The organism is Enterobacter sp. Tr-810, assembly GCF_011752765.1.
In the GTDB taxonomy this organism is placed as follows: Bacteria; Pseudomonadota; Gammaproteobacteria; order Enterobacterales; family Enterobacteriaceae; genus Enterobacter; species Enterobacter soli.
The window spans coordinates 193550-214683 of sequence record NZ_VWWW01000005.1 but is presented as its reverse complement, the minus strand read 5'-3'; the positions used below and the strand labels follow the sequence as shown (position 1 = coordinate 214683).

The window sequence follows — 21134 nt, the reverse complement described above, 5'->3', positions numbered from 1 at the left end:
TAACCGCTACCACATCAGGCCATTATGCCTGCCAGCGCAGGAAAAGAGAATCGCACGAGGCCGCTATCACCCTCTCCAGGCGCGGGATTTACCGCCCCGCCTCACGTTTAATGTAACCCCTTTTCGTAACACGATTTGAAGTGATCCTCATCACAGTTTCACCGGCCGAAAATCCGTGAGATAGAACCCACAACGTTTTCCGTTTTCAGCCGTTAATCAGGGTATCAAGATGAAAGATCTTTTCAGCTTACAAGGTAAACGCATTTTAATTACAGGTGCAGGTCAGGGAATTGGTTTTGTCATGGCTCAGGGTCTGGCGCAATATGGCGCGGAAATTATTATTAACGATATTTCTGAAACCCGGGCGAACGATGCGGTCATGAAATTACGTGATGAAGGCGCGACGGCATATCCTGCCGTATTTAATGTCACGGATGCGGACAGCGTAGAAAATGCAATTAGCCAGATTGAAAAAGAAATAGGCACCATCGACGTATTATTTAATAACGCCGGCATTCAGCGCCGCCATCCTTTTACTGAATTCCCGGTTCAGGAATGGAATGACGTTATTTCCGTGAATCAGACGGCGGTATTTTTAGTGTCGCAGGCCGTTGCTAAACGGATGATCACCCGCCAGCAGGGCAAAATCGTCAACATCTGCTCCATGCAAAGTGAGCTGGGCCGCGACACCATCACCCCTTATGCCGCCGCTAAAGGGGCAGTCAAAATGCTGACACGCGGTATGTGCGTTGAGCTGGCGCGCCATAACATTCAGGTTAATGGTATCGCGCCAGGCTACTTCAAAACGGCGATGACGCAGACGCTGGTCGATGATAAAGCCTTCACCGATTGGCTGTGCAAACGCACCCCGGCGGCGCGCTGGGGCAACCCGCAGGAGCTGGTTGGCGCGGCGGTGTTTCTCTCTTCCAGTGCGTCCAACTTCGTCAACGGCCATCTGTTGTTCGTGGATGGCGGCATGTTGGTGGCAGTGTGAATCCGGAGGCGCTATGACAGGGCAATGTATCATCCTGATGGGCGTATCAGGCACCGGGAAAACAACGGTCGGACATGCCATTGCACAGCAGATGGGGGCTAAATTCATCGATGGCGATGACCTTCACCCCCGGCAGAATATTGTCAAAATGGCGGCCAGCCAGCCGCTTGATGATAACGATCGTCAGCCGTGGCTTGAGCGTATCTCTGACGTCATTTTTAGCCTTGAGCAGAAGAATGAATCCGGCGTGCTGGTCTGTTCGGCGCTCAAAAAACGCTATCGCGACCAGCTGCGCAAAGGCAGCAACAAGGTCCGCTTCCTCTGGTTGACGGGCGATTACGACTGCATTCTGGCCCGAATGCAGCAACGTAAAGGGCATTTTATGCCGGAGGCATTACTGCGCAGCCAGTTTGCGGCACTGGAAGCCCCCGACAGCAGCGAAACCGATATTGTCGCCATTGATATTGCCCCGACGGTCGCGCAGATCGTGGCGAACGCCTTAACGTTACTCGAACAAGCGCACTCCAGGGAGGTGCTGGCATGATTATCGATACCTTAACCGCAGCGGCTAAAAATGCACTCTATCCGCCGGTTATCCGCAACGCGTTACAGGCGGTTATCGCCCAGGATCCGCTTAGCCTGCCTGCGGGTAAATATACCGTTGATGGCGATAATCTCTTTTTTACCGTCGCCGAAGGCGAAACGTGCCCGCTGGCCGAACAGCGCCCGGAGTACCATCGTCAGTACATAGATATTCATATCGTTCTGGTAGGGGAAGAGATTATTGGCGCAGGCAATAAGGGGCTGACCATCACACCCGATGGCCCGTTTAATGCGGCTCACGACATTGGTTTTTGCGAAGACATCAGCAGTGAATCGCTGATCCATCTCCATCCTTTGGAGCTGGCTATCCTGTTCCCGGGGGAATTACACCGCCCGATGAGTGCACTTGATGCCGGCGCTCCACTGCGCAAGATTGTCGTCAAAATCAATAACGACCTGCTCTAGAGCACAACGCTGGCCCGCAGGGGCCAGCGTCATCAATCAGTTATCCAGCTCACCCATCGATTTCACCTGGTCACGATTAATCTGCTCCGTTTTACCGGTTTCAGCATTTTTGTATGACACCAGGCCAGTATCTTCATCAACCTGCGGTTTCCCGTCTGTGACGATGGTTTTGCCATCGGTGGTTTTTACTGCCTGATTAGAGGAACAGCCCGCGACAGTGAACAGTGCTGCGGCAGCAAAGACAGAAGTGATAAGTAATTTATTTTGCATGGTGTTTTCCCCTGCATTCAGTTGGATTTCATTATCGACCTAACCATTTTAGGCTAACTGACTGAAAGCGGATGGAAAACCAGAAGGTTCTGAAGGTGGGGATAATGCCCGGCAGCGGAATGCCGCCGGGCATTTGTACTTACTTGTTAATCTGCGCGTGCATTTCCTGCACCGAAATCACCTTCTCGGTCGCGTCCGCGTTCAGCGCCATGGCTGTTGCGAAACCGCCGTTCAGGGTGGTGTCGTAGTGCACTTTGTATTGCAGTGCGCTGCGGCGAATCAGCTTGGAGTCTTCAATCGCCTGGCGGCCCGCCGTGGTGTTGATGATGTAGGTGTATTCGCCATTCTTGATACGGTCCTGAATGTGCGGACGACCTTCATGCACCTTGTTCACCAGACGTGGATTGATACCCGCTTCACCCAGCACAATCGCCGTACCGTGGGTTGCATCCAGCTCGAAGCCCTGTTTCAGCAGCTTAGCGGCCAGGTCAACCACGCGCTCTTTATCGCCTTCACGAACGGAGAGCAATGCACGGCCTGATTTTCTCATGGTGGAGCTACTGCCCAGCTGCGCTTTTGCGAACGCTTCTGCGAAGGTGCGGCCTACGCCCATCACTTCCCCGGTAGAGCGCATTTCTGGCCCTAACAGCGGGTCAACGCCCGGGAATTTGTTGAATGGCAGTACCACCTCTTTCACCGAGTAGTACGGTGGGATAATTTCTTTCGTCACGCCCTGCTGAGCCAGCGTCTGGCCTGCCATCACGCGCGCCGCCACTTTCGCCAGCGGAACGCCGGTCGCTTTGGAGACGAACGGTACGGTACGTGCCGCACGCGGGTTCACTTCAATCAGGTACACTTCGTTGTCTTTTACGGCGAACTGGACGTTCATCAGACCACGAACCTGCAACTCGAAGGCCAGTTTCTGTACCTGCTGGCGCATCACGTCCTGAATTTCCTGGCTCAGCGTATACGCTGGCAGAGAACATGCAGAGTCACCAGAGTGAACACCCGCCTGCTCGATGTGCTCCATGATGCCGCCAATCAGCACCATTTCGCCATCGCAGATGGCGTCAACGTCCACTTCTACCGCGTCGTCCAGGAAGCGGTCGAGCAGCACTGGCGCATCGTTAGAGACGCTTACCGCAGTCTGGAAGTAGCGACGCAGGTCGGCTTCGTCGTAGACGATTTCCATTGCGCGGCCGCCCAGTACGTAAGAAGGACGCACCACCAGCGGGTAGCCAATGTCTTTTGCCTTCTCTACGGCCATCTCAATCGCGGTCACGGTGGCGTTCGCAGGCTGTTTCAGTTTCAGACGGTCAACCGCCTGCTGGAAACGCTCACGGTCTTCTGCACGGTCAATCGCATCCGGGCTGGTACCGATAACCGGTACACCGGCCGCTTCCAGCGCGCGTGCCAGTTTCAGCGGGGTCTGGCCGCCGTACTGCACGATGACGCCTTTTGGCTTCTCGATGCGCACGATTTCCAGCACGTCTTCCAGCGTTACCGGCTCGAAGTACAGACGGTCAGAGGTGTCGTAGTCAGTCGATACGGTTTCCGGGTTACAGTTAACCATGATGGTTTCGTAACCGTCTTCACGCAGCGCCAGAGAGGCGTGTACGCAGCAGTAATCGAACTCGATGCCCTGGCCGATACGGTTTGGCCCGCCACCCAGCACCATAATCTTGTCGCGGTCGACTGACGGGTTCGCTTCGCACTCATCTTCATACGTGGAGTACATGTACGCGGTGTCGGTCGCAAATTCTGCCGCACAGGTGTCCACGCGCTTGTAAACCGGGTGCAAGTTGTACTGGTCACGCAGCTTGCGGATTTCTGCTTCGCGTACGCCTGCCAGTTTTGCCAGACGCGCATCGGCAAAACCTTTACGCTTCAGCACGCGCAGGAAATCAGCGTCAAGGCCAGTGATGCCCAGCTCCGCCACTTGCTCTTCCAGACGAACCAGCTCTTCAATCTGCACCAGGAACCAGCGGTCGATGTTGGTCAGGTTGAACACACCGTCTACGGACAGGCCAGCACGGAAGGCATCGGCGATGTACCAGATACGCTCTGCGCCCGCGTCTTTCAGCTCGCGGCGAATTTTGGTCAGCGCTTCCGGGTCATCCAGGCTCACTTTCGGGTCAAAGCCGGTCGCACCCACTTCCAGGCCACGCAGCGCTTTCTGCATGGATTCCTGCTGTGTGCGGCCAATTGCCATCACTTCGCCCACAGATTTCATCTGGGTGGTCAGACGGTCGTTCGCGCCAGCAAATTTCTCGAAGTTGAAGCGAGGAATTTTCGTCACAACGTAGTCGATAGACGGTTCGAAGGACGCCGGGGTGCGGCCGCCGGTGATGTCGTTCATCAGCTCGTCGAGGGTGTAACCCACCGCCAGTTTCGCGGCAACTTTAGCAATCGGGAAGCCGGTTGCTTTAGAGGCCAGCGCAGAGGAACGGGATACACGCGGGTTCATTTCGATAACAATCAGACGGCCGGTTTTCGGGTTCACCGAGAACTGAACGTTAGAACCGCCGGTTTCAACGCCGATTTCACGCAGTACCGCCATCGAGGCGTTACGCATGATTTGATACTCTTTGTCAGTCAGGGTCTGGGCTGGCGCAACGGTGATGGAGTCACCGGTGTGAATCCCCATCGCATCGAAGTTTTCGATGGAGCAGACGATGATGCAGTTGTCGTTTTTATCACGTACCACTTCCATCTCGTACTCTTTCCAGCCAATCAGCGACTCATCAATCAGCAGCTCTTTGGTTGGGGAAAGGTCCAGACCGCGTTCGCAAATCTCTTCGAACTCTTCGCGGTTGTAAGCGATACCGCCGCCGGTGCCACCCATGGTGAAGGAAGGACGGATGATGCACGGATAACCCACGTCAGCCGCAACAGCCAGCGCTTCTTCCATGTTATGTGCAATACCGGAACGCGCGGTGTCGAGGCCGATTTTCTTCATCGCCACGTCGAAGCGACGACGGTCTTCTGCTTTATCAATCGCATCGGCGGTGGCGCCAATCATGGTCACACCAAACTCTGCCAGCACGCCCTGACGCTCAAGCTCCAGCGCACAGTTCAGTGCAGTCTGGCCGCCCATCGTTGGCAGCACCGCATCCGGGCGCTCTTTTTCGATGATTTTGCGAACCACTTCCCAGTGAATCGGCTCGATGTAAGTTGCATCAGCCATTTCCGGGTCGGTCATGATGGTTGCCGGGTTAGAGTTCACCAGAATGACGCGGTAGCCCTCTTCACGCAGCGCTTTACACGCCTGCGCACCGGAGTAGTCAAATTCACAGGCCTGGCCGATAACGATCGGGCCAGCGCCAAGGATCAGGATGCTTTTTATGTCTGTACGTTTTGGCATTGTCTTCTCGGCTCCTGATTATTTAGCGGTCTTACGGTAAAGCTCAATAAGTTCGATGAAGTGATCGAACAGCGGCGCAGCATCGTGCGGGCCAGGGCTGGCTTCCGGGTGCCCCTGGAAGCTAAACGCAGGCTTATCGGTACGGTGGATACCTTGCAGGGTGCCATCGAACAGCGATTTGTGCGTTACGCGAAGGTTAGCAGGCATGGAAGCCTCATCCACCGCGAAGCCGTGGTTCTGCGCCGTAATCATTACGGTGTTGTTGTCGATATCTTTCACCGGGTGGTTACCACCGTGGTGACCGAACTTCATCTTCACGGTGTTCGCACCGCTCGCCAGCGCCAACAGCTGATGGCCGAGGCAGATACCGAAGACCGGGATATCGGTTTCCAGGAAGGACTGAATCGCGTCGATAGCGTAATCGCACGGCGCCGGGTCACCAGGACCGTTTGAGAGGAAGATGCCATCCGGGTTCATCTTCAGCACGTCTTCGGCAGAGGTTTTCGCCGGAACCACGGTCAGGCGGCAGCCACGGTCAACCAACATGCGCAGGATATTGCGCTTGGCACCGAAATCGTAGGCAACCACGTGGAACGGCAGCTCGCTTTCTGGTTTCGCTTCCGGCAGGTCGCCTTCCAGCGTCCAGCTCCCCTGCGTCCAGCTGTAGGCTTCGGCTGTCGTCACTTCTTTCGCCAGGTCCATACCGTTCAGACCCGGGAAGGCTTTCGCTTTTTCAAGCGCCAGTGCCGCATCCAGGTTATCACCCGCGATGATGCAGCCGTTCTGTGCACCTTTCTCGCGCAGCAGACGCGTTAACTTACGGGTATCGATATCAGCAATCGCCACGATGTTATGGCGTTTCAGGTAAGAAGAGAGGTCTTCGGTATTGCGGAAGTTGCTGGCAATCAGCGGCAGGTCGCGAATGACCAGACCTTGCGCATGTACCTGAGAGGATTCTTCGTCAGCAGCATTGGTGCCGACATTGCCGATATGAGGATAAGTAAGAGTAACGATTTGGCGAGAATAGGAAGGATCAGTGAGGATTTCTTGATAACCGGTCATTGAAGTATTGAAAACGACTTCCCCAACCGCCGAACCCGTTGCCCCTATGGCCCGACCGATAAACTGGGTTCCGTCTTCCAGAACCAATAGCGCTGACTTAATCAAAACACCCTCCAGAGAATATTCACTCACTTTATTTGCATATTAATTCATAACCACGTCATGAAGCAATGCAAATGTGTTGCCAGCGGATTTTTGGCAAACGGCGGCATTCTGGGTATTCAGAGGGTAAAAGTCAACTTAAAACGGATATTTTGTTTATTCTTTTGCAAGCCTGGTGGCTGGAATGCGGTTTAAGCGACAAAAAGATCAAGTAAATCACATCAGAAAACGCTTGCGCGGCAAGTTTAATGGAAATTTTCGTCCTGGCACAATAAAAAGTAGACCAGATGGTCAAAATTTACAGAACCGCAACACAAAATCAGAGGAAAAATGTGATATTTGAGCGCTTCAATAAACAAAACAGGATTAAAAGACAAAATAAAAGGGCAATAAATTATTGCCCTATGCAATCAACACATTACGACTGCAATAACCACATCACGATGGGTAATAAATCTTACAAATTGTTGAGATCGAGCACATCTCGCATGTCAAAAAGACCATTATCTTTGCCTTTTAGCCACAAAGCCGAACGTACGGCACCATTTGCAAAGGTCATGCGGCTGGAGGCTTTATGCGTGATCTCCACACGTTCGCCAATATCGGCGAACATCGCCGTATGTTCGCCGACGATGTCACCTGCACGAACGGTTGCAAAACCAATCGTGCCTGGAACGCGTTCGCCGGTGTGCCCTTCGCGGGTGTACACCGCGCAGTCTTTCAAATCTTTATCCAGTGCATGAGCAATCGCTTCACCCATCGCCAGTGCCGTGCCCGATGGTGCATCGACCTTATAGCGGTGGTGAGCTTCGACAATCTCAATGTCGGTGTAGTCACCCATCACTTTCGCCGCCTTCTCCAGCAGCTTCAGCATGACGTTTACGCCCACGCTGAAGTTAGCGGCGAAGACAATCGCAATCTCGTTTGACGCATCCTGGATGGCCTGCTTACCGGCATCATCAAAACCGGTGGTGCCGATCACCATACCTTTACCGTGCTGGCGGCAAAACGCCAGGTGGTTCAGCGTCCCTTCCGGGCGCGTGAAATCGATGAACACATCAAAGTCATCTTTTACGGCATCCAGGCTGCTCTGTACGCTAACGCCCGTCTTGCCTGCACCTGCCAGCTCACCGGCATCGGTTCCGAGAAGCGATGAACCTTCACGCTCCAGCGCCGCGCCAAGTGCCACGCCATCCATCTGTAGTGCCGCCTGAATCAGCTGGCGACCCATACGTCCACCCGCGCCCGCAATGGCGACACGGATCTGTGCATCATGCATAGTTATTCTCTTACGTTAAAATGATGTAAACCGTTTTCAGATTAACCAGCCTGAGTGAAGGCTGCCAACTGAAAACACCGATAATTAGAATTTAACGTGAAACCGACTTAAATATCAGTAAAAGACATGATTTAGTCATCACGATAAAAGATTGGCAAAAAAAAAGGCCAGCACAGGAGGTGCTGGCCTTTTATCTGAAAAGGGATTATTCCACTTCGCGAGCATCGATACGCAGTTCTTTCGGGACTTCGAAAACGATGTTCTCTTCGCGTCCTTCCAGCGGTATCGCTTCGCCACCACCCAGCTCCTGCAAGCGGGCAATCACGTTCTGAACCAGAATATCCGGTGCAGATGCCCCGGCAGTGACGCCGACGCAGGTGGCGTTTTTAACCCACGCTTCCTGAATGTCTGTTGCATCATCAATCAGGAATGCCGCTTTCCCCATACGCTGCGCAAGCTCGGCCAGGCGGTTGGAGTTAGAGGAGTTCTTCGACCCGACAACCAGCACTACGTCAGCCTGTTCAGCCAGGGCGCGTACCGCTTCCTGACGGTTGGTGGTGGCGTAGCAGATGTCGTCTTTACGCGGCCCGACGATTTTCGGGAAACGCTGGCGAAGCGCATCAATCACGTCAGAGGTGTCATCCACAGAGAGCGTGGTCTGGGTCATGAACGACAGACGGGCTTCGTTTTTCACGTCCAGGGTAAACACATCTTCCGGTGATTCGACCAGGTACATGCCCCCTTCCGGGTTACTGTACTGCCCCATGGTGCCTTCGACTTCCGGGTGACCCGCATGGCCAATCAGGATCGACTCTTCACCGCGACGGCTGGCGCGCGCCACTTCCATATGCACTTTGGTCACTAACGGACAGGTGGCGTCGAACACAGTCAAATCACGGCTTTTCGCTTCGTTACGTACCGCCTGAGAAACCCCGTGCGCAGAGAAAATCAGGATCGCGCCGTCCGGCACTTCACTGATCTGCTCAATAAAGATAGCGCCACGCTCGCGCAGGCTATCAACCACGTAACGGTTGTGCACCACTTCATGACGCACATAAATTGGCGCGCCGTAGATTTCCAGCGCGTTTTCAACAATGCTGATAGCGCGGTCTACACCGGCGCAAAAACCGCGCGGGTTAGCCAACAGGATCTGCATTTCAGGCCTCCAGTGCCGGATCAATCTCCAGCACTTCAATATCAAAATGGACGGTACGCCCGGCAAGCGGATGGTTGAAATCTACGGTGATGGAGTCGCCGTTGATTTCGCGGATCACGCCAGGCATTTCGCTGCCATCCATAGCGGTAAAGAGCATAATAGCCCCGATTTCAGGCTCACCCGCATCCATGAACTCACGACGCGAGAAATACTGAATCAGATCCGGGCTTGGCACACCAAACGCCGCATCGGGCTCCAGCGCAAACGCCTTTTTCTCGCCCTCTTTCAGACCCAGAAGTTGTTGTTCAAGACCTTCGGAGAGAGTGGTATCACCCAGACGGAACAGGGCAGGTTTACCATTGTTGCGGGTGGATTCAGCTGTGGAGCCATCATCCAGTTTCAGCGTGAAGTGAACGAGGACTGCGCTGTTGCTCTGTACGGATTTAGACATGCAAATTGCTCGCTTGTTTTGCCCGGTGGCGCTGCGCTTACCGGGCCTACATTAACCGTAGGCCGGGTAAGCGCAGCGCCACCCGGCTGGTTTTGTTACGCCTGCTTCTTCGCGGCGGCGTTCGGCAGGAAGCCTTCCAGCACGATTAACGCCGCACCGATACAAATTGCGCTATCGGCCAGATTAAAGGTTGCGAAGTGCCAGTCGCCGACGTAGAAGTCGATCATATCGACCACAAAGCCGTGCCACAGGCGGTCAAACAGGTTACCTAACGCACCGCCAATAATCAGCGCGTAGGCGATGTTATTCAGTTTTTGCGTTGCCTTCGAACGGTACATCAGCACCGCCAGAATCACACAGATACCGATAGCGATACCCGCGAAGAACCAGCGCTGCCAGCCACCGCTGTCAGCAAGGAAACTAAACGCCGCGCCGTAGTTACGTGCGTAATGCAGGTTAAGGGACGGGAACAGCGACACCGTATCCCCCAGAGCAAAGTTCTGGAGGATCAGGTACTTGCTGCCCAGATCAATAATCAGCACTACCACAACCAGCCACAGCCAGCGCAGTCCTGTTGAACAGAGAGATTTACTCATCAGGCAAACTTACGTTTCTCGCCGTCACCGGCGACGTTGCTTACACAGCGTCCGCAGATGTCTGCGTGTTCCGCCACCTGGCCGACATCAGTGGTGTAATGCCAGCAACGCGGGCATTTATCACCTTCGGCTTTGCTCAGTGCGACTTTCAGCCCTTTGAGCAGTTCGCTCTGCTGGGCATCCGCAGAAGCTTCGGCATAATCCGCAACTTTCGCACCCGAGGTCAACAGGACAAATCGCAATTCATCGCCCAGTGCCGTCAGTTTCGCCGCCAGCTCAGGTTCCGCGTACAGGGTTACTGCCGCTTCCAGAGAGCCACCGACTTTCTTGTCAGCACGCGCCTGCTCGATAACCTTGTTCACTTCGCCACGCACTTTCAGCAGCTCGTCCCAGAAGGCATCGTTCATTGCTTCAGTGGCAGAGAGATCGAACAGACCTTCGTACCACTCGCCGGTGAAGACATACTTCTCACGGTCGCCTGGCAGGTAGCCCCAGATTTCATCTGCGGTGAAGGACATGATCGGCGCCATCCAGCGCACCAGCGCTTCTGCGATGTGATACAGCGCAGTCTGGCAGCTACGACGTGCCACGCTGTCCGCTTTCGCGGTGTACTGGCGGTCTTTGATGATGTCGAGGTAGAACGAGCCCATTTCGATGGAGCAGAAGCGCATCAGGCGCTGCACCACTTCGTGGAAATCGTAAGACTCATAGGCCTTCAGGATATCGTCCTGTGCCGCTTTCGCGCAGCCTACCGCCCAGCGATCCAGAACCACCATCTCTTCCGGTTTCACCATATCTTTCACTGGATCGAAACCATTGAGGTTCGCCAGCAGGAAACGCGCGGTGTTACGGATACGACGATAGCTGTCGGCAGCGCGTTTCAGGATCTCGTCAGACACCGCCATTTCGCCGGTGTAATCGGTTGATGCCACCCACAGACGCAGAATGTCTGCGCCCAGTTTGTTCATCACATCCTGAGGAGAAACGGTGTTACCGATGGATTTGGACATCTTGCGACCCTGACCATCAACGGTGAAACCGTGGGTCAGTACCTGACGGTACGGCGCTTTGCCCTTCATCGCGGTGGAGATCATCAGAGATGACATGAACCAGCCACGGTGTTGGTCAGAACCTTCCAGATACATGTCGGCAGCGTGACCGGCAAATTCCGGGCGCACGTCAACGACGGAAGAGTGGGTTGAACCGGAGTCGAACCACACGTCCAGGGTATCTGGCACTTTCTCGTAGTTGTCTGCGTCTGAGCCCAGGATGTCGCGGGAGTCGAGATCCCACCACGCCTGAATGCCGTCAGCTTCAACACGCTTAGCCACTTCTTCCATCAGTTCCAGAGTATTCGGGTGCAGTTCCTGCGTCTCTTTATGCACGAACAGAGACATTGGCACGCCCCAGGTACGCTGACGGGAGATACACCAGTCAGGACGGTTAGCGACCATGGATTCGATACGCGCCTGACCCCAGTCCGGGATCCACTGCACGCCTTTGATCTCTTTCAGGGACTGCGCACGCAGGCCTTTTTGATCCATGCTGACGAACCACTGCGGGGTCGCACGGAAGATGATCGGTGACTTGTGACGCCAGCAGCACGGATAGCTGTGCTGCATTTTCTCTACATGCAGCAGCGCGCCACTGGTGCGCAGCATGTCGACGATGATGTCGTTCGCTTTAAAGACGTTGATACCGTCCAGCGCCGGGTAGGTGCCAGGCAGGTATGAGCCGTCCGGGCCAACCGGGTTAGCGATTTCCAGGCCGTATTTCAGGCTGATGTTGTAGTCGTCAGGACCGTGGCCACCGGCGGTATGTACCGCACCGGTACCGGCTTCCAGCGTGACGTGGTCGCCCAGAATTGCCGGAACATCGAAGTCCAGGAATGGGTGTTTGAAACGCATCAGTTCAAGCGCATCGCCTTTCACGGTGCCCAGCACGGTGTAGTCGGAGATGTGTGCGCGTTTCAGCACGCTTTCAAGGAGATCCTTCGCCAGGATAAGCGCCTGACCTTCAACCTGCACCAGCGCGTACTCAAACTCACCAGACAGGGAGATCGCACGGTTGGCTGGCAGGGTCCACGGCGTGGTGGTCCAGATAACCAGTGATACTGGGCCGCTAACGGAGGTCACACCAAATTTGGCTTTCACCGCATCCTGATCGACCGCGTGGAACGCCACGTCGATAGATGGAGAAGTTTTGTCGTAATACTCGACTTCTGCTTCTGCCAGCGCAGAGCGGCAGTCAACGCACCAGTGCACCGGCTTCGCGCCTTTGTGCAGGTGACCGTTGCCGATGATTTTACCCAGCGCACGGATGATGTTGGCTTCAGTTTTGAAGTCCATGGTCAGATACGGATGCGACCAGTCGCCCAGCACGCCCAGACGGATGAAGTCAGCACGCTGACCGTCAACCTGAGTGGCGGCGTATTCGCGGCATTTCGCGCGGAATTCTGCGGCGGTAAACTTCTCGCCCGGCTTACCGAATTCCTGCTCCACTTTCAGCTCGATTGGCAGACCATGGCAGTCCCAGCCCGGAACGTAAGGCGAGTCATATCCCGCGAGTCCTTTGGACTTCACGATAATGTCTTTCAGAATCTTGTTTACAGAGTGACCAATATGAATGCTGCCATTCGCATATGGAGGGCCATCATGCAGAATGAAGGTTTTTTTGCCTTTTTTGGCTGCACGAATGATGCCGTACAGGTCATCATCGGTCCAACGCGCCAGCATTCCCGGTTCACGCTTGGCGAGATCGCCGCGCATCGGGAACCCTGTTTCCGGCAAATTCAGGGTTGATTTATAGTCACTCATCAGATTCTCGGTTCCGTATTTATCACGTAGGCATTTAAGCCGGGTTCAAAGCCCAAAAAACTCGCGGGCCGTTAATTCATCTCGCGCGATTTGCGCCTTAAGTTCATCCAGCGAACCAAATCGCTGCTCGTTGCGTATCTTTTTACGCAGTATTACATCTATATGGCGACCGTAGAGGTCCATTACAACGTCCAGCAGGTGCACTTCCAGCTGCTGTCGCACGCCGGCAACCGTTGGACGCGTGCCAATGTTGGCCACACCGAAATAAGGCTTTTCGCCCAGTCCGGCCACTTCCACCGCATAGACCCCTTTTACCGGGGAAACCTGACGACGCAGCGGGATATTCGCCGTCGGGAAACCAATAGTGCGGCCCAGAGCATCGCCATGTACCACGCGCCCGGAAATGGTGAAGGGGTGCCCAAGCAGGTTTTCTGCCGTGTCCAGGTCATCATCCGCCAGCGCCTGGCGCACCGCCGTGCTGCTGACCCGAACCCCACCTTCGCAGAAGGTCATGGCGCTGGTGACGTCAAAACCGTACTCCAGGCCAGCCTTCTGTAATAACAAGAAATCGCCCTGACGGCCAGCGCCAAAGCGGAAATCATCACCCACTGCGAGAAACTGCACGCCAAGACGCTTGACTAACAGCTCACCGACAAAATTTTGTGCTGTCAGCGCTGCAAAGCGACGATCGAATCGTACGCACAGCACGTAGTCCACGCCGCACTCGGCAAGATAGCGCAATTTCTCGCGTAGCCGGGTCAGGCGAGCAGGCGACTTCTCGCCCGCAAACAGCTCCAGCGGTTGTGGCTCAAAAATCATGACCACAACGGGCAGGCCACGCGCCTCCCCCTCTTTACGCAATCCTTGTAACAGCGCCTGATGCCCACGATGCACGCCGTCGAAATTACCAATGGTCAGAACGCACCCGTGCGGGGCTTTACTGAGATTATGTATGCCGCGTATCAGCTTCATGACTGGCTCAAAACAGTGAAAATCGCCAAAGTATACCTTGTACAGCGGTTAAGGTTAACCGACGATTGTTCACGCAAAACAGAAAGCCGTAATGATTTCATCATGCTGACCTTTCGGAGTGAAAAAATCTGCCCGCGAACTGCGATTTTTGTGCCGAAAAGCTGTATTCACGACAGACAAGCTGGTAGAATCCTGCGCCATCACTACGTAACGTAGCGTCGCTCATTAACGGCGCTTATTTGCACAAATCCATTGACAAAAGAAGGCAAAGAGGGCATATTCCTCGGCCTTTGAATTGTCCACATAGATCATATTTGGGAGTTGGACTTGGCTAATATCAAATCAGCTAAGAAACGTGCTGTACAGTCTGAAAAGGCTCGTAAGCACAACGCAAGCCGTCGCTCTATGATGCGTACTTTCATCAAGAAAGTATACGCAGCTATCGAAGCTGGCGACAAAGCTGCAGCGCAGAACGCATTTAACGAAATGCAACCAATCGTGGATCGTCAGGCTGCTAAAGGTCTGATCCACAAAAACAAAGCAGCGCGTCATAAAGCAAACCTGACCGCGCAGATCAACAAACTGGCTTAATCGCCGCTTGTTGTTGCTTGTTTAAAGAACCCGCTTAACGCGGGTTTTTTTATGTCTTCAGATTGCCGGTGGCGTAAACAGCGCCGAGTAGTCCCGGTTACAGATACGCTGCACCGCAGGGTGCTGGATCATCCTTTCGGCAAAGATCGCGTGATACTCTTCCATCACGTTATCCACCCGGCCAATCTCCGTAATCTTGTTATCCGAGTAGAGATCGTGCGCATAAAGCGTTGGCGCAACGAAGATGGCGTTATGCGCTTCGCCAAAGGCTTTCATCAGTGCGGCATCATCGAACTCCCCGAGGATCTCCACGTTCAGACCCTGCGAGTTAAACCAGTTTTGCAGCTTACGTCCGAGCATGGAACGTCTGCCTGGTACCAGCAAACGACGCTCTTCCAGGCAGGCCGGGAACGGTTTTTCCGGCGGTGGGTTGATGCACCAGAAGCTCACACCACATTCGCCAATCTTCACCGAGAACAACCCTTCCTGCTGGGTTGAATCAATCGGGCAGTCCGAAATAATCATATCCAGCTTATGCTGGCTCAGCTGCTCCAGCAGCATCTCGTGAGTGGACTCAAAGCAGCGCAGGTGGATCTGCTCATCTTCCACCACCGCGGCATCCAGTACGCCGCTCACCAGCCGTTTTGACAGGGCATCCGCCACACCGACATCAAAGAGCAGATTCGACTCTTTGCGGTAGTTGACGATATCCAGCATCTCCTGGCTTAGGGTGAACATCTTGTCGGCGTAGCGAAAAACCAGCTCGCCCAGTTCACTTGGCTCGATACCGCGACCTTTACGCTTAAACAGCTTGCCCTGTAAACGCTCTTCCAGCGCTTTGATCTGCCCGGTTATGGTTTGTGGCGTCAGATAGAGCGCCTCTGCCGCACCGACCACCGAGCCCTCTTTGTAGACGTGCCAGAAATAGTAAAGATGGTTGTAATTGATATGAGACATCGCGTCTTCTCTCCCTGATAGTGTATCGGGAGAAGGCTCCCCTTCTCCCGGTTTCCTGTTATGCCTGAACAACCTGTCCGGGCAATTTCACCTTCAACAAGGTATAACCGATAACCGCAGCCAGTAATGATCCAATCAGGATGCCCAGTTTTGCCCAGATGATAAGCTCAGGCGCATGTGCGCCAAAGGCCAGCGTCGAGATAAAGATAGACATCGTAAATCCAATCCCGCACAGCACACCCACCGCCATGATCTGCTTAAACGTCGTGCCTTGTGGCAATGACGCCAGCTTCAGTTTCAGTGCCAGCCAGCAGAACAGACTGATCCCCAGCGGCTTACCGATAAACAGCCCGGCAATCACCCCGAGTGGCAGCATAGAGGTCAATCCATCCAGCGTGACCCCTTCCAGAGAAACCCCTGCGTTAGCAAACGCAAACAGCGGCAGGATCATAAAGGCGACCCACGGGTGAAGCACATGCTCCAGCTGTTTTGCCGGTGACTTGCCATCCTGCGCCTTCAGCGGCACCAGGAAACCGACAATCACCCCCGCCAGTGTGGCGTGCACGCCGGATTTCAGAACCGCCGTCCACAGCACCATACCCACCAGCACATAAATGCCGATACGGCGCACGTTGCAGATATTCAGCAACGCCAGTACCGCAATGGCCCCTGCGGCCACGCTCAGCGACAGTATCGACAGTTCGCTGGTGTAGAACAGCGCGATAATCACGATGGCACCCAGGTCATCAATAATCGCCAGCGCCATCAGGAATATTTTCAGTGCCACGGGAACGCGGCTACCCAGTAATGCCAGCACACCAAGGGCAAAAGCGATATCCGTTGCGGCTGGGATCGCCCATCCGTGGCGCGCCATCGGATCTTGCCAGGTAAACGCCAGGAACAGCAGCGCAGGAATAACCATCCCGCCCAGCGCTGCAATCACCGGGAACGCCGCACGTTGACGGCTGGCCAGCGAGCCGAGTACCAGCTCACGTTTCACCTCTAAACCTACCAGCAGGAAAAACACCGCCATCAGTGCATCATTGATCCACAGCAGCATGTTTTTATTAATTTCCAGAACACCGACCCGTAACTCGACCGGCGTTTCCAGAAATGCATGATAGAGCTCGCGCGTTGCCCCCAGATTGGCCAACACCATGGCCGCCACAGCGGCAATAATCAAAATGATGCCGCCAGACGCCTCATTGCTAAAGAAACGGTGCAGTAATTTCACTTAAGTTCTCTCTTTTACAACAATACCTCGATAAAACCATAATACCAAGCCCAACAACTCGGCAAAAACAGATTAACATTGAGTATATATTCGCTTTTCCCGAAATATACCCACAAATAGAAAAAGCCCGGAATCGCTTCCGGGCTTTTTAGAATGTCGCGCTGCTGTCGAGTGTTAGCGGGTCAAATCATCGAAGAACTTTTTGACGCCATCGAAGAAGCTTTTGGAGCGTGGGCTGTTTTTCTCACCCGTTGGGCCGCCAAAGCTTTCCTGCAACTCTTTCAGCAACTGTTTCTGCTTGTCGTTCAGCCCGACCGGTGTTTCTACCACCACGCGGCACAGCAGGTCACCCTGAGCACCACCGCGAACCGATTTCACGCCTTTGCCGCGCATCCGGAACAGTTTGCCGGTCTGCGTCTCACCAGGCACTTTCAGGTTCACACGACCATCAAGCGTAGGCACTTCGATTTCGCCACCGAGTGCTGCCATCGCAAAGTTGATCGGCACTTCACAGTACAGGTTGTTACCTTCACGCTCAAAGATGGCGTGCTGTTTCACCTGGACCTGAACATACAGATCGCCTGCTGGTGCACCGTGCTCGCCCGCTTCACCTTCACCGGTCAGACGAATACGGTCGCCCGTATCGACACCGGCAGGGATTTTAACGGACAGGGTTTTGGTTTTCTCTACGCGACCGTGGCCATGACACTTGTTGCACGGATCTTTAATCAGCGTACCGCGACCATGACAGTGTGGACAGGCCTGCTGTACCGCGAAGAAGCCCTGGCGCATCTGTACCTGGCCGGAGCCGTGACAGGTTGGACAGGTCTGTGGCTGAGTTCCCGCCTTCGCGCCGCTGCCGTGGCAAATGTCACACTCTTCCAGCGTCGGGATACGGATCTCTTTGGTGACACCACGGACCGCTTCTTCCAGCGTCAGATCCATGTTGTAGCGCAGATCTGCACCGCGGGCCGCGCGTTGACGACCACGACCGCCACCAAAGATGTCGCCGAATACGTCGCCGAAGATGTCGCTGAAATCAGCGCCGCCGCCAAAGCCGCCGCCACCGAATCCACCGCCGCCCATGCCGCCCTGTTCAAAGGCTGCGTGACCGTACTGGTCATAGGCCGCACGTTTTTGTGCATCGGTCAGGATTTCGTAGGCTTCTTTGATCTCTTTAAATTTGGCTTCAGCCTCTTTATCACCCTGATTGCGATCCGGGTGATATTTCATGGCCAGACGCTTATACGCCTTTTTGATTTCACGCTCTTCCGCTGTTTTGGAAACGCCTAAAATCTCGTAATAGTCTTGCTTTGCCATCTTTATTTATCTGCCCCTAACATGCGTGCACGGGCGGAGAGGAAACCTCTTCGCCCGTGCCAGTAATTACCCGTTCAAAGGGCGATTATTTTTTGTCTTTCACTTCTTCGAACTCAGCATCGACAACGTCGTCGTCTTTCGCGTTGTTCGCAGAAGCATCAGCGCCCGCCTGCTGTTGTGCGTGCTGTTGCTGTGCGATTTCCATCAGCTTCTGAGAAGCCTGTGCCAGCTCCTGCATCTTCGCTTCGATGTCCGCTTTGTCTTCACCTTTCAGGGAAGTTTCCAGCGCGCTCAGTGCAGCGTCGATAGCAGTTTTATCTTCCGCTGGCAGTTTATCGCCTGCTTCTTCAACCTGCTTACGGGTGCTGTGCAGCAGATGGTCACCCTGGTTACGGGTCTGAACCAGCTCTTCGAACTTACGGTCGGATTCAGCGTTAGCTTCAGCATCGCGAACCATTTTTTCGATTTCTGCTTCGTTCAGGCCAGAAGATGCCTTGATGGTGATCTTCTGCTCTTTACCGCTGTTTTTGTCTTTTGCAGACACGTGCAGGATACCGTCAGCATCGATATCGAAAGTCACTTCGATCTGCGGCATTCCGCGTGGTGCCGGGCTGATACCGTCCAGGTTGAACTGACCCAGAGACTTGTTATCAGACGCACGCTTACGCTCACCCTGAATCACATGGATGGTTACCGCAGACTGGTTGTCTTCAGCGGTAGAGAACACCTGGCTGTGCTTCGTTGGGATGGTGGTGTTTTTGTTGATGAGCGCAGTCATCACACCGCCCATGGTTTCGATACCCAGAGACAGCGGGGTAACGTCCAGCAGCAGTACGTCTTTAACTTCACCGGTCAGCACGCCGCCCTGAACCGCTGCACCGATAGCAACAGCTTCGTCCGGGTTAACGTCTTTACGTGGCTCTTTACCAAAGAACTCAGCCACTTTCTTCTGGACCATTGGCATACGAGTCTGACCACCTACCAGGATAACGTCCTGGATGTCGGACACAGACAGGCCAGCATCTTGCAGTGCAACTTTCAGTGGATCGATAGAACGGTTCACCAGGTCTTCTACCAGGCTTTCCAGTTTCGCACGAGTCACTTTGATGTTCATGTGTTTTGGACCGGTCGCGTCTGCGGTGATGTACGGCAGGTTCACGTCGGTCTGCTGAGCGGAAGACAGTTCGATCTTCGCTTTCTCAGCGGCTTCTTTCAGGCGCTGCATTGCCAGCGGGTCGTTACGCAGGTCAATGCCCTGATCTTTCTTAAACTCGTCAACGAGGTAGTTGATCATACGGCTATCGAAGTCTTCACCACCCAGGTGGGTATCACCATTGGTTGCCAGAACTTCAAAGGTTTTTTCGCCATCAACTTCGTCGATTTCGATAATAGAGATATCGAAGGTACCACCACCCAGGTCGTAAACCGCGATAGTACGGTTGCCAACTTCTTTATCCAGACCGTAGGCCAGTGCCGCTGCGGTTGGTTCGTTGATGATACGTTTTACTTCCAGACCTGCGATACGGCCAGCATCTTTGGTTGCCTGACGCTGAGCATCGTTGAAGTATGCAGGAACGGTGATAACCGCTTCAGTTACCGGTTCGCCCAGGTAATCTTCAGCCGTTTTCTTCATTTTTTTCAGCACTTCAGCAGAGATCTGCGGTGGTGCCATTTTCTGACCTTTAACATCAATCCATGCATCACCGTTGTCAGCACCGATGATTTTGTACGGCATGATGGCTTCATCACGCTGTACTTCTTCGTCCTGGAAGCGGCGGCCAATCAGGCGTTTAATCGCAAACAGGGTGTTTTGCGGGTTTGTCACTGCCTGACGTTTAGCCGGCTGACCAACCAGAGTTTCACCATCCTGGGTATAAGCAATAATAGAAGGCGTGGTGCGATCGCCCTCGGCGTTCTCCAGCACGCGTGCAGTAGTGCCGTCCATAATCGCTACACAAGAGTTGGTAGTACCCAGGTCGATACCAATAATTTTACCCATCTAAACGTCTCCACTAAAAATTCAGTCAACATGTGGTTGTGTACCTGTAATAAGGGCAGAACGTGCTTTTTCAACTGCCCAGATTTGATTTTTTTCAGGTCCACACACTGCGGTTGCTTACAAGATGGGGTCGCAACAGCATCCATCAAGGGGGAAGGATAAAAAAATTTTTAATTTCACCCTGATTAGATCATAGACGGCATCGATTGCGCCCATTATGATGCCGCGCCCCGTCAGGGAGAATTGACGCGGGTTTAACCATTTCACCATATTAATGATGATTTTTTTGAGGACTTATGGGCAACACTAAGTTGGCTAATCCGGCTCCGCTGGGCCTGATGGGTTTTGGCATGACCACCATCCTGCTGAACCTGCACAACATCGGGATGTTCCCGATGGATGGCATTATCCTGGCGATGGGCATTTTTTACGGCGGTATCGCACAAATCTTCGCGGGTCTGCTGGAATATAAAAAAGGCAATACCTTCGGTTTAACCGCCTTTACCTCTTACGGTTCTTTCTGGCTGACCCTGGTCGCCATTCTGCTGATGCCTAAAATGGGCCTGGCAGATGCCGCTAACGCGCACTTCCTGGGCGTCTATCTGGGCCTGTGGGGCGTATTCACCCTGTTCATGTTCTTCGGTACCCTGAAGGCTAACCGCGCACTTCAGTTCGTCTTCCTGAGCCTGACCGTGCTGTTCGCCCTGCTGGCGATTGGTCACCTGGTGGATAACGAAGGCATCGTTCACGTTGCTGGCTGGATTGGCCTGGTGTGTGGCGCGAGCGCTATCTACCTGGCAATGGGCGAAGTCCTGAACGAGCAGTTTGGTCGTACCGTTCTGCCGATTGGTGAAAAACACTGATCCCCTTTCGTGCCCGCTCGCGGGCACGAAATCCCCGCTCCGATTGATTTTCCGTTAAAGTACGTTGTGAAATGATGGGCTTACCGCCTTTCATAAAGAC

At 54.0% G+C, this 21134-nt stretch carries 18 protein-coding genes and 1 pseudogene; 5 read left to right on the top strand and 14 right to left on the bottom strand.

Annotated elements, in window-relative coordinates; genetic code table 11:
- Positions 1 to 229 precede the first annotated feature (229 nt).
- The 3 genes from idnO to F3J30_RS15825 are packed head-to-tail and all read left to right on the top strand — an operon-like array spanning position 230 to position 2002.
- Positions 230 to 994 carry a gluconate 5-dehydrogenase gene (gene idnO, locus F3J30_RS15835; protein WP_166717855.1) on the top strand — a complete coding sequence of 255 codons (765 nt, stop codon included), beginning with the start codon at positions 230 to 232 and terminating at the stop codon, positions 992 to 994.
- 13 nt (positions 995 to 1007) lie between these two features.
- Positions 1008 to 1538, top strand: a complete 531-nt coding sequence (locus F3J30_RS15830) for a gluconokinase (protein ID WP_166717854.1) — start codon at positions 1008 to 1010, stop codon at positions 1536 to 1538.
- Entirely contained in the window at positions 1535 to 2002 is a 468-nt protein-coding gene (locus F3J30_RS15825; RefSeq protein WP_166717853.1) for a YhcH/YjgK/YiaL family protein, read from the top strand. The genes F3J30_RS15830 and F3J30_RS15825 overlap by 4 nt, the downstream gene beginning before the upstream one ends.
- A 36-nt stretch (positions 2003 to 2038) precedes the next feature.
- On the opposite strand, the gene F3J30_RS15820 is transcribed toward F3J30_RS15825, so the two are convergent.
- From F3J30_RS15820 to F3J30_RS22680, 10 genes and pseudogenes are all read right to left on the bottom strand, one after another.
- Positions 2039 to 2272: a YgdI/YgdR family lipoprotein gene (locus F3J30_RS15820; RefSeq protein WP_014068853.1), complete on the bottom strand. Its 234-nt coding sequence runs from the start codon at positions 2270 to 2272 to the stop codon at positions 2039 to 2041.
- A gap of 139 nt (positions 2273 to 2411) precedes the next feature.
- The gene (gene carB / locus F3J30_RS15815) at positions 2412 to 5636 is read right to left on the bottom strand and encodes a carbamoyl-phosphate synthase large subunit (protein ID WP_166717852.1); all 3225 of its coding nucleotides are present in this window, start codon (positions 5634 to 5636) and stop codon (positions 2412 to 2414) included.
- A gap of 18 nt (positions 5637 to 5654) precedes the next feature.
- Complete coding sequence (gene carA, locus F3J30_RS15810) at positions 5655 to 6803, bottom strand: glutamine-hydrolyzing carbamoyl-phosphate synthase small subunit (protein ID WP_166717851.1); 1149 nt, start codon at positions 6801 to 6803, stop codon at positions 5655 to 5657.
- A 454-nt stretch (positions 6804 to 7257) separates the two neighbouring features.
- The gene (dapB, locus tag F3J30_RS15805; protein ID WP_166717850.1) at positions 7258 to 8079 is read right to left on the bottom strand and encodes a 4-hydroxy-tetrahydrodipicolinate reductase; all 822 of its coding nucleotides are present in this window, start codon (positions 8077 to 8079) and stop codon (positions 7258 to 7260) included.
- 205 nt (positions 8080 to 8284) lie between these two features.
- Positions 8285 to 9235: a 4-hydroxy-3-methylbut-2-enyl diphosphate reductase gene (gene ispH / locus F3J30_RS15800; protein WP_166717849.1), complete on the bottom strand. Its 951-nt coding sequence runs from the start codon at positions 9233 to 9235 to the stop codon at positions 8285 to 8287.
- A gap of 1 nt (position 9236) precedes the next feature.
- A complete protein-coding gene (gene fkpB, locus F3J30_RS15795; protein ID WP_014068848.1) occupies positions 9237 to 9686 on the bottom strand; it encodes an FKBP-type peptidyl-prolyl cis-trans isomerase in 450 nt (149 codons plus the stop codon).
- A gap of 95 nt (positions 9687 to 9781) precedes the next feature.
- Positions 9782 to 10282 (bottom strand): signal peptidase II, encoded by a 501-nt coding sequence (lspA, locus tag F3J30_RS15790; protein WP_014068847.1) that lies wholly within the window; start codon positions 10280 to 10282, stop codon positions 9782 to 9784.
- On the bottom strand, positions 10282 to 13098 hold the full coding sequence (gene ileS / locus F3J30_RS15785; protein ID WP_166717848.1) for an isoleucine--tRNA ligase: 2817 nt from the start codon (positions 13096 to 13098) through the stop codon (positions 10282 to 10284). Before ileS ends, lspA begins: the two co-directional genes overlap by 1 nt.
- A gap of 45 nt (positions 13099 to 13143) precedes the next feature.
- The gene (ribF, locus tag F3J30_RS15780) at positions 13144 to 14070 is read right to left on the bottom strand and encodes a bifunctional riboflavin kinase/FAD synthetase (RefSeq protein WP_166717847.1); all 927 of its coding nucleotides are present in this window, start codon (positions 14068 to 14070) and stop codon (positions 13144 to 13146) included.
- Between the two features lie 7 nt (positions 14071 to 14077).
- A pseudogene (locus F3J30_RS22680) lies at positions 14078 to 14296 on the bottom strand (DUF2575 domain-containing protein).
- Positions 14297 to 14397: 101 nt separating this feature from the next.
- Here F3J30_RS22680 and rpsT point away from each other — a divergent pair.
- Positions 14398 to 14661, top strand: coding sequence for a 30S ribosomal protein S20 (gene rpsT / locus F3J30_RS15770; protein WP_003856458.1), 264 nt, complete (start codon positions 14398 to 14400; stop codon positions 14659 to 14661).
- 57 nt (positions 14662 to 14718) lie between these two features.
- On the opposite strand, the gene nhaR is transcribed toward rpsT, so the two are convergent.
- The 4 genes from nhaR to dnaK all read right to left on the bottom strand — a co-directional run bounded on the left by nhaR (position 14719) and on the right by dnaK (position 20171).
- A complete protein-coding gene (gene nhaR, locus F3J30_RS15765; protein ID WP_014068844.1) occupies positions 14719 to 15618 on the bottom strand; it encodes a transcriptional activator NhaR in 900 nt (299 codons plus the stop codon).
- Between the two features lie 58 nt (positions 15619 to 15676).
- The gene (gene nhaA / locus F3J30_RS15760) at positions 15677 to 16852 is read right to left on the bottom strand and encodes a Na+/H+ antiporter NhaA (protein WP_166717846.1); all 1176 of its coding nucleotides are present in this window, start codon (positions 16850 to 16852) and stop codon (positions 15677 to 15679) included.
- 174 nt (positions 16853 to 17026) lie between these two features.
- Positions 17027 to 18172, bottom strand: coding sequence for a molecular chaperone DnaJ (dnaJ, locus tag F3J30_RS15755; RefSeq protein WP_014068842.1), 1146 nt, complete (start codon positions 18170 to 18172; stop codon positions 17027 to 17029).
- 85 nt (positions 18173 to 18257) lie between these two features.
- Positions 18258 to 20171, bottom strand: a complete 1914-nt coding sequence (dnaK, locus tag F3J30_RS15750) for a molecular chaperone DnaK (RefSeq protein WP_014068841.1) — start codon at positions 20169 to 20171, stop codon at positions 18258 to 18260.
- Positions 20172 to 20467: 296 nt separating this feature from the next.
- Here dnaK and satP point away from each other — a divergent pair, with 296 nt between their 5' ends.
- Positions 20468 to 21034, top strand: coding sequence for an acetate uptake transporter (gene satP / locus F3J30_RS15745; RefSeq protein ID WP_166717845.1), 567 nt, complete (start codon positions 20468 to 20470; stop codon positions 21032 to 21034).
- Positions 21035 to 21134: the final 100 nt, after the last annotated feature.